This window comes from Actinomadura sp. HBU206391, from assembly GCF_014323665.1.
Classification (GTDB): Bacteria; Actinomycetota; Actinomycetes; order Streptosporangiales; family Streptosporangiaceae; genus Actinomadura_C.
Genome location: NZ_JABVEB010000229.1, coordinates 1 through 8,338 on the forward strand (window position 1 = coordinate 1; position 8,338 = coordinate 8,338).

An 8,338-nucleotide genomic window follows, 5' to 3' on the forward strand; every position below is an offset into this window, starting at 1 on the left:
GACTGGCGCACCGGCATGGGCTCATCGCTTCGCGCCGGGCTGGCGGCCCTGCCGTCCCGGTGCCCGGCCGTGGTGGTGGCGCTGGTCGATCAGCCGCGGGTCACCTCCGCCGCCGTCCGCCGGCTGACGGCGGCCCACGAGTCGGGCGCGTCGGTGGCCGTCGCCACCTACGGCGGCAGGCCGCGCAACCCCGTGCTCATCGCCAGGGAGCACTTCGCCGAGGCGGCCGCCCGGGCCGTCGGAGACGTCGGCGCCCGGGCCTTCATCCGCGCGCACCCCGAACTCGTGACGTCGGTGCCGTGCGACGATGTCGCCTCGCCCGCCGACATCGACACCCCCGAGGACCTCGACGCGCTGAGCGGTTCTCCGCACGCCCACCGGGACGGCGAGAGCCCCGCGGGATCGGTGCGAGAGGACCATTGAGCCGTGGCCGGTGGCACCTGCCGCCGACCCGGCTCGGCGGGTCACTGCACCGCTGAGGATTCCAGGGCGCCGCAGTCCACGGCGCGCCGCAGCCGGGCGTTCAGGGCCTTGACGGTGGCGGGCTCCTCGAGCACGCCGCCCTGCCGCTGGCTGTGCTCACGCCAGGCCTTGACCCGGGCGAGGTCCTCGTCGATGCCCGTCAGGTGGAAGGCGTAGACCACCGCGTAACGACTCGGCAGATGCGCCGGGTGCAGGTCCCATCCCTGGTAGAAACCGTTCCGCAGCGAGTGGCGCACGTGCTCGGCGTGCGTCGCCCAGGTGCCGCTCACGTGTTCGGCGCTGTCACTGCGCGGCACCGCGTTGGTGGAGCCGTCGGACAGCCGGACGCCGGTGCCGACCAGGCTCACCTGCATGACGTTGCGGGCGAAGTCACAGGCGGGATGGTCGAGCCGCTGCTCGTCCGGCGGCAGGCCGATGGCCGCGGTGTAGTCGAAGACCCCGAAGTGCGCGCCGGTGAGCCTCCCGGCCGCCGCCTCCAGGATCGGGCGCAGGCCGAGTTCGCCGCGGTGGTTGACGACGGCCTCCGCCGTCTCGATCTGCACTTCGAACTGAAGGACGCCCACCGGCAGGCCGAGCGCCGACTCCAGCCGGGTGAGGTAGTCGGCGAAGATGGCCACCTGCTCGGGCATGACCGTCTTGGGGAAGGTGATGACGAACCCGCCGGGAAGCCGCCCGAGCCGGTCGCGCAGCGAGGTCAGGAAGCCGTCGAGCGTCCGCATGCTGCGCTCGTGCCCGCCGTCGGTGAAGGACTTCACCCGCAGGCCCCAGAAGTGCGGCAGCGTCTTCAGCTCGTAGGCCACGGCGACCGCCTCGACCACCTGGTCGACGTGCGCGTCCTCCTCGGCCTCCGAGCGGACGCCGTAGCCGTCCTCGAAGTCGATGCGCAGATCCTCGATCGGCTCGGTCGCCAGCTTGGCGGCGACCCGCTCGCGGACGGTCCCCGCGAGATCCGGCTGGATCCCGAATGCGGCGCCGAACGAGCCGACGCCCGGCGTGTGGTTGTTGATCAATCGCAGTGCCTCGGCCCCGAAGTCCTGGGGCGTGGACGGGCCGAACCGGTCGGCGGGCACGTACACCGTGTGGAGCGGTTGCCGGCCCGGACTGGGATCGGGAAAGTGCCTCGTGTGCTCCGCGGCGGCGGCCAGCACGCGCTTGGACAGGTCGTCGATCGAGGAAACGCTCAAGTTCACCCCGTTATGATCGCGCATGATCCGGTGCTGACGACACCCCGTCGGAGCCGTCGTGGCCATTCCGCCGCCCACCCCACAGATGACGAGGTCCCCCGGGCCGGCGGCCCGGGGGACTCGTGATCGTGCATTCGCCGGATCAGAGGACCCGATCAGCGGCCTGGATCAGGCGCCGGATCAGCGGTCGTAGTAGTCCGGCTGCGTCTGGACGTTCAGCTGGTCGAGCCTGACCCGCTTGGCGTCCTTGACCCGCCGGTCATCGATCTCCAGAACGTCGAAGCCCTTCTGGATGTCGTTGGAGTAGACGTAACCGTTGTAGTAGTACGCCGACCACGCGCCTCCGGTGACCGCCCTGGTGTCGGACAGCGGGCCGCGCTCGAAGTACCCGATCTCCCGGGGGCGGGAGGAGTCGGTGAAGTCCCACACCGAGACGCCACCCTGGTACCACGCCTGGACCATGAGGTCCTTGCCCTTCACCGGGATCAGCGAGCCGTTGTGGGCCACGCAGTTCTCGGTGTCGGCCTGGTGCCGCGGGATCTTGTAGTAGCTGCGGAACACCAGCTTGCGCTTGTGACCCTTGCCCACGATGTCGTAGATCCCGTTGGCGCCCTTGAGGTCGCCGATGGCGGCATTGCAGGTGGCCGTGCCGCCACCGCCCAGCTCGTCGGTGAAGACGACCTTCGAGCCGCTGTTGTTGAACGTCGCCGAGTGCCAGAACGCGAAGTTCACCGTGTCGCGCACCCCGGTGATGACCCGCGGGCGGGCCCGGTCGGAGATGTCGAACAGGACTCCGTCACCCATGCACGCGCCCGCCGCGAGGTCCTTCTCCGGGTAGGCGGTGATGTCGTGGCAGCCGCTGGTGGCGGACTTGCCGTTCGGGTAGCTGCCGGGCACACCCTCGAAGCCGCCCTCGGGGAACAGGACCGGCTCCGACACCACGGCGGCGGCGGTCGGCCTGTCACGCGGCACCTTGACGATGGAGATCTTGTCGTGCGGCGGCTGGCACTTCGGGAATCTGTCCTGCGGACCGTACGACTGGATGTACAGATAGTCCGCCCGGCGCTTGTTGTCCGGCACCAGCGTGTGGGTGTGCGAGCCGCACTTGGTCTCGACCGACTTGACGTAGCGCGGGTTTCGCACGTCACTGATGTCGAAGACCTTGATCCCCTGCCAGTTCGCGGGGTTCTCGTCCCCGGAGCCGCCTGGCGTCGGAGGTGTGGCGCTCGTGCTGTTACAGGAGTCGTCCGACCGGGCGGAGTCGGTCGACAGGTACATCAGGTCGCCGTTGACCGACACGTCGTTCTGCGAGCCAGGACAGACCACCTGGCTGACGATCTTCGGCCGGCTCGGCTTGCTGATGTCCAGGATCGTCACTCCGGCGTAGTTGCCGGAGAAGGCGTACTTGCCCTGGAACGCCAGGTCGCTGTTGAGGTTCGCCTCACTGTCGAACGGCGCCTGCTTCGGGATGTTCGCCAGATGGCGGATGTTGTCGCTCTTGGCGACCGCGTCCACTGGAGGAATCTCCGCCGCGGCCGCCGGCGGCGATGCCAGGGCGAAGGTGGTCAGGGCCGCTGCCACGGTAGTGGCCAGCCAAGCCGAGACCTTGCGTTTTTTTGCGTGCGCCACGCATGACTCCTTTCAGTCCCCCCGAGTCTGTGCACTGCCAGCAGTATGTGATCAAGTAAGTCCTGACACCAGCGGTATATCTGACTGATGCCGACTTGTGTCTTATGTCGTACAGGGACCGGGTACGAGAGCGCGAGCGGAGTCATGGGCGGGGCGCGGGGGCCTGCGGAAGACCCGGCGAAAAGAGAGGCCCCCCGGGCCGGCTGCCCGGGGGACCTCTACTTCAGCGGTCGTTTCCGCCGTCGCGTGTCAGCGGTGCTGTCAGCGTTGCGGGTACGACTGCTGGGACTGCGTGTTCAGCTCGTCGAAGCGGATGTACTTCGCCGGGCCGAGGCGGGCGTCGTTGACGCCGAGGACGTCGAGGCCCTTCTGGATGTCATTCGAGAAGACGTAGCCGTTGTACCAGTACGCCGACCAGGAGCCGGCGGTTTGGAGTTCGGTCTCGGACAGCGGTCCGCGCTCGAAGAAGCCGATGCTCTTGGGGCGCTTCGAGTTGGTGAAGTCCCATACCTGGACACCACCCTGGTACCAGGCCTGGACCATGATGTCCTTGCCCGGCACCGGGATCAGCGAGCCGTTGTGGGCCACGCACACCTCGGTGTCGGCCTGGTCGCGGTCGATCTTGTAGTAGCTGCGGAAGACGAGCTTGCGCTTGTTTCCGCTGCCGACGATGTCGTAGATGCCGTTGGCGCCCTTCTGGGAGCCGATGGTGTCGTTGCAGGTCGCCGTGCCGCCGCCGCCGAGTTCGTCGGTAAAGACGATCTTGTTGGCCTTGTTGTTGAACGTCGCCGAGTGCCAGAACGCGAACTGCTGGTCGTCCTGCACGCGGTGGATCGTCTTCGGCTTCAGCGGGTTGGTGATGTCGAAGAGCACGCCGTCGCCCATGCAGGCACCAGCCATGATCTTCTTCTTCGGGTAGGTGGTCAGGTCGTGGCAGCCGGTCGTCGCCCTGGTCAGCTCGGGGTAGGGCAGGCCGTCACCGGGGTTGCCGCCGTCCGGGAAGAGCACCGGCTCGGCGACCACGGCCGCCTTGGTCGGCTTCTTGTGGTCGACCTTGATGACCGAGATCTTGTCGTGCGGCAGCTGGCAGTCCGGCCCGGTCGCGGGTGGGTCGAGGAGGTAGGACGAGACGTAGATGTACGTCGTGTTCTTCCCCTCCGGCAAGATCGTGTGAGTGTGCGACCCGCACTCGGTCTCGACCGACTTGATGTAGCGCGGGCTGCGCACGTTGCTGATGTCGAAGATCTTGATGCCCTCCCACGACGACGGTTCCGTCACGGGCTGCGTCGTGCTGCTGCACGAGTCGTTGTTCCGGGAGGAGTCGGTGGAGAGGAACAGCAGGTCCCCGGCCACCGAGATGTCGTTCTGCGATCCCGGACAGACCACCTGGGTGACGATCTTCGGCTTCTTGGGGTTGCCGATGTCGTAGATCATGAAGCCGCCGTAGTTACCGGCGAAGGCGTATTTGCCCTGGAACGCGATGTCACTGTTCAGATTGGCCAGCGAGTCGAATGGCGCCTGCTTCGGGATGTTCGCCACATGCTCGACGTTGTCGCTCGTAACGACCTCGTCGACCTCTGGAAACGCCGGCGCCGCCGTGGTCGGCGAGGCCAAGGTCAAAGAGGTGAAGGCCGCCACCACTGTGGTGGCGAAAGCGGCCCAGACCTTGCGTCTTCTTCCGGACGCCACGCGTTGCTCCCTTCCGTTCCCCCGAGCTCACATGAATTGCCAGCAGTATGTGATCGAGTCGTATGGGGCACCAGGGGTAGGGACAAATGATGCGAACCCGTGCCTTCCGCCCATGGGGCGATCACGCTACGGTCGGCCTAGTTGTGTGCAGGTCAGGAGGTGGGCAGGCGTACATGGGCGTGAAACTGGCCGGAATCGGCCTTGTGATCGCGGCCTTCGCGGTCGCGGGGTGCAGCGGCGGTGATGAGAAAACTCCCCGATCGTCTCCAGGGGTCGTCGGCTCCGGGGCACCGGTGATCGTGCCCGGCCGGCCGGGGGAGCCGAACCGCACCGCGAAGCCCGGCGAGACCGTCGACTCGGGCGTCCGCGCCGCCAACGACGCCGACGTCCGCTTCATGCAGCGGATGATCCCGCATCACGAGCAGGCGCTCGAGATGACCGCTCTGGTGAAGGATCGGGCGCAGAACACCAAGCTCCGAGCGCTGGCCGACCGGATCGGCGCCGCTCAGGGGCCGGAGATCAGCGCCATGCAGTCGTGGCTCCGCTCGCAGGGCAAGTCCACGGCGGGCGGCGGCCACGGCCATGGAGCGCATGGCGCCGGTGCGATGCCCGGGATGGCGACTCCGGAGCAGATGAACAAGCTCAAGGCGGTCTCGGGCAAGGAGTTCGACAAGCTCTTCCTCGAGCTGATGATCGCCCATCACAAGGGCGCGATCACCATGGCGAACGAGGTGCTCGGGGCGGGCGCCGACGTCACGGTGAACCGCATGGCGATCGACGTCAACACCGGCCAGGCCTCCGAGATCCGGCGCATGCAGGACCTGCTCCAGCCGATGTGACCCGCGTGGCGGCCGGGTCGTGCCCGGCCGCCCGTTCGTCGCAGGGGATCGGGGGTCAGGCCGGCGGGCGGAGCGTCCCGGCCAGCGCCGTCACGGCGTCGGTGAAGATCTTCGCGGGCGGCGACACCAGTCCCGCGCCGACCTGGCCGGTGCCCGCGACCCTACCGGCGATTCCCGTGTTCACGACCGGGAGGATTCCCGTACGGGCGACCAGAGCGGCGTCGATGCCGGTCGGGGTACCGCGGAACGACAGGATCGGTACCTGGAACACCGGGTTCTCCGCGAGGGTGATCTCGTACATCCGCTGGGTCGCGGCGAGCGCGTCGGGCACCTCGCCGCCGATGAACCGGACGATCGCGGGGGCCGCGGCCATCGCGAAGCCGCCCAGCCCGGTGGTCTCGGTGATGGTCGAGTCGCCGATGTCGGGGTTGGCGTCCCCTGGGCCGTACGAGCCGAGGTAGAGGCCGTCGGGGACCCCCGCGGGCCCGATGAACCACCGGTCGCCGGTGCCGGAGAGCTGGATGCCGAAGTCGGTGCCGTTGCGTGCCATGGCGACCACCAGGCTCGATCCGGGAACGTCGCGGGCGGCGTCGGCGGCGGCCTTGCCCGCGGCCATCGCGAGGTTGAGGAAGAAGTGGTCGTTTCCACCGACGAAGCGCAGCACGTCGGCGCCGCCCTCGACGTCGGCGAGGTCGGCCGCAAGTTCGCGCACGAACAGCGAGGTCGCGGCCCGGTTGCGGTTGTGCAGCTCGTCGCCCATCTGCAGGGCCTGGGCCATGATGGCCTTCAGATCGACGGGCCCGTGACGGTGGACCGCCGTGCGCAGTGCCGGGCCGAGCACCGCCGACATCCAGTGCAGCCGGTCGACCACCTCGGGGCCGTACGCGCCGTACCGCAGCACCTTGCCGAGGCCCTCGTTCAGTGAGCAGAACGCGGTGCCGCCGTGCTCGGCGTCCTCGACGACGAACATCCACATCGAGGGGCCGACGACGCCCGCCATCGGGCCCACTGTGCGGTGGTGGTGGCAGGAGTCGAGCGTCACCGGCCCCGCGTCGCCACGGGCGAGCATCCGCTCCGCCGCCTCGGCGTCGTCGGCCAGCCCTTCGGCGAGCATCGCGCCGATGAGGGCTCCTCGCATCGGGCCCGACGCCCGTTCCCAGGTCACCGGTGGGCCGGCGTGGAAGAAGGTGCCCGCCGTGAGGCCCAGCGCCTCGTGGGCGGGACGTACGTCCACGAGGTGTGGGCGGGCGGTGAGCATGCGCTTCACCGCGGTCGCGTCGGCCGCGGCGTGCCCGGGATGGCCCAGCACGGTGGCGAGGGGCTCGGCCGCGCCGGGCGCCGGTGGCCGCCAGTCGACGGTCCGCACCGGCACGGCCTGCTGGGCCAGGGCCTCGGCCAGCACCGGGGCGCCCGCCGCGATGATCCCCGGCTCCCGGGTCAGCAGGCCGCCGAGCCTGGAGCCGCCGCGGCCGTCCGCCGAAGATCTCGCGCCTGGTCGCGGCGGGTCGGCGACGACGCTGAGGTCGGCGTGCTCCTGCGGCATGGTCAAGACCCTTCGGTCGCGATCACTGGTCCGGTCGGTGGTCTTGGACGAGCGAGACGGCATGCCGGGCTGCCATCGCGTTGGAGCAGAAGACCGCCGCGCCGGCGTCGCGCAACGCGGCGGCCTGCCCGTCGCGGTCCTGCGGGTCGGCGGCGGTGCCGCACAGCGACACCACCACGGCCAGATCGCCGCCACGGGCGGCCAGGGCGTCCTCGATCGCGGGGGCGAGCAGCGCCGCCGGGTCGAGCTCGGCGCCATAGCCCAGCACGACGTCGAGCAGCAGCACCGCGCATGAGGGATCGGCGGCCTCCGCGGCGATCCGCTCCAGCCGCAGGGTCGGGTCGATCATCGGGTGCGCCCGGCCGCGGGTGAGCTCGTCGGCGCCAAAGTCGATCATGGAGTGGCCACGGGAGGTCTCCCCGTGCGACCACGCGGGCTCGCCGGTCTCGGTGAGCGGGAGGTCGGAGCCCACCGTGTCCGAGGACATCGTGCTGGAGCGCAGGGTGTTCGAGCGCACCGTGTCGGGCCGCACCGTGTTGGGCCGCACCGTGTTGGGCCGCACCGTGTTGGACCGCACCGTGTTGGACCGCACCGTGTTGGACCGCACCGTGTTGGACCACACGGGGCCGACCGCGTCCGCGGCGATCAGCATGGCCTCTTCGCACAGCGTGCCGCCCACGAACAGGCCGCGCAGGAAGCCCGGCCCGGGAGTCTGGGCGACGGGGGCCGGCCAGTGCGGCCAGCCGGGAACCTCCCGGCCGAGCCGGCCCAGAGCCCGCTCCGTGACGGTGGTGAGGTCGTCCTCGTCCGGCCCGAGCGGTGCGAACACGACGGGGGTGCTCAGCCGCCGCACGGCCTCGCGGATCAGGCCGGCGACCCGGGGCGCGGGCGGCTTGGACACGATGACGATCAGCTCGGTCGCCGGGTCGGCGTCGAGCGCCGCCAGCGCCTGCAGCGTGGAACGGCCGCTG

General features: G+C 69.7%; 6 protein-coding genes and 1 pseudogene. 2 read left to right on the plus strand and 5 right to left on the minus strand.

The window, feature by feature from the left end:
- On the plus strand, positions 1-423 hold a 423-nt coding region (locus tag HKK72_RS32145), incomplete at its 5' end, for an NTP transferase domain-containing protein (RefSeq protein WP_187238196.1).
- A 41-nt stretch (positions 424-464) separates the two neighbouring features.
- Here HKK72_RS32145 and HKK72_RS32150 read toward each other — a convergent pair.
- The 3 genes from HKK72_RS32150 to HKK72_RS32160 all read right to left on the minus strand — a co-directional run bounded on the left by HKK72_RS32150 (position 465) and on the right by HKK72_RS32160 (position 4,985).
- A complete protein-coding gene (locus HKK72_RS32150; RefSeq protein ID WP_187238197.1) occupies positions 465-1,673 on the minus strand; it encodes a DUF6986 family protein in 1,209 nt (402 codons plus the stop codon).
- Between the two features lie 174 nt (positions 1,674-1,847).
- Entirely contained in the window at positions 1,848-3,296 is a 1,449-nt protein-coding gene (locus HKK72_RS32155) for an LVIVD repeat-containing protein (protein WP_187238198.1), read from the minus strand.
- 261 nt (positions 3,297-3,557) lie between these two features.
- Positions 3,558-4,985, minus strand: a complete 1,428-nt coding sequence (locus tag HKK72_RS32160) for an LVIVD repeat-containing protein (RefSeq protein WP_187238199.1) — start codon at positions 4,983-4,985, stop codon at positions 3,558-3,560.
- Positions 4,986-5,158: 173 nt separating this feature from the next.
- Between HKK72_RS32160 and HKK72_RS32165 the strand changes: the two genes are divergently transcribed.
- The gene (locus tag HKK72_RS32165; protein WP_187238200.1) at positions 5,159-5,824 is read left to right on the plus strand and encodes a DUF305 domain-containing protein; all 666 of its coding nucleotides are present in this window, start codon (positions 5,159-5,161) and stop codon (positions 5,822-5,824) included.
- A gap of 55 nt (positions 5,825-5,879) precedes the next feature.
- Here HKK72_RS32165 and HKK72_RS32170 read toward each other — a convergent pair whose 3' ends face one another.
- The gene (locus HKK72_RS32170) at positions 5,880-7,367 is read right to left on the minus strand and encodes a DUF1116 domain-containing protein (RefSeq protein ID WP_187238201.1); all 1,488 of its coding nucleotides are present in this window, start codon (positions 7,365-7,367) and stop codon (positions 5,880-5,882) included.
- A 22-nt stretch (positions 7,368-7,389) separates the two neighbouring features.
- A pseudogene (locus tag HKK72_RS32175) lies at positions 7,390-8,338 on the minus strand (hypothetical protein); the annotation flags it as partial.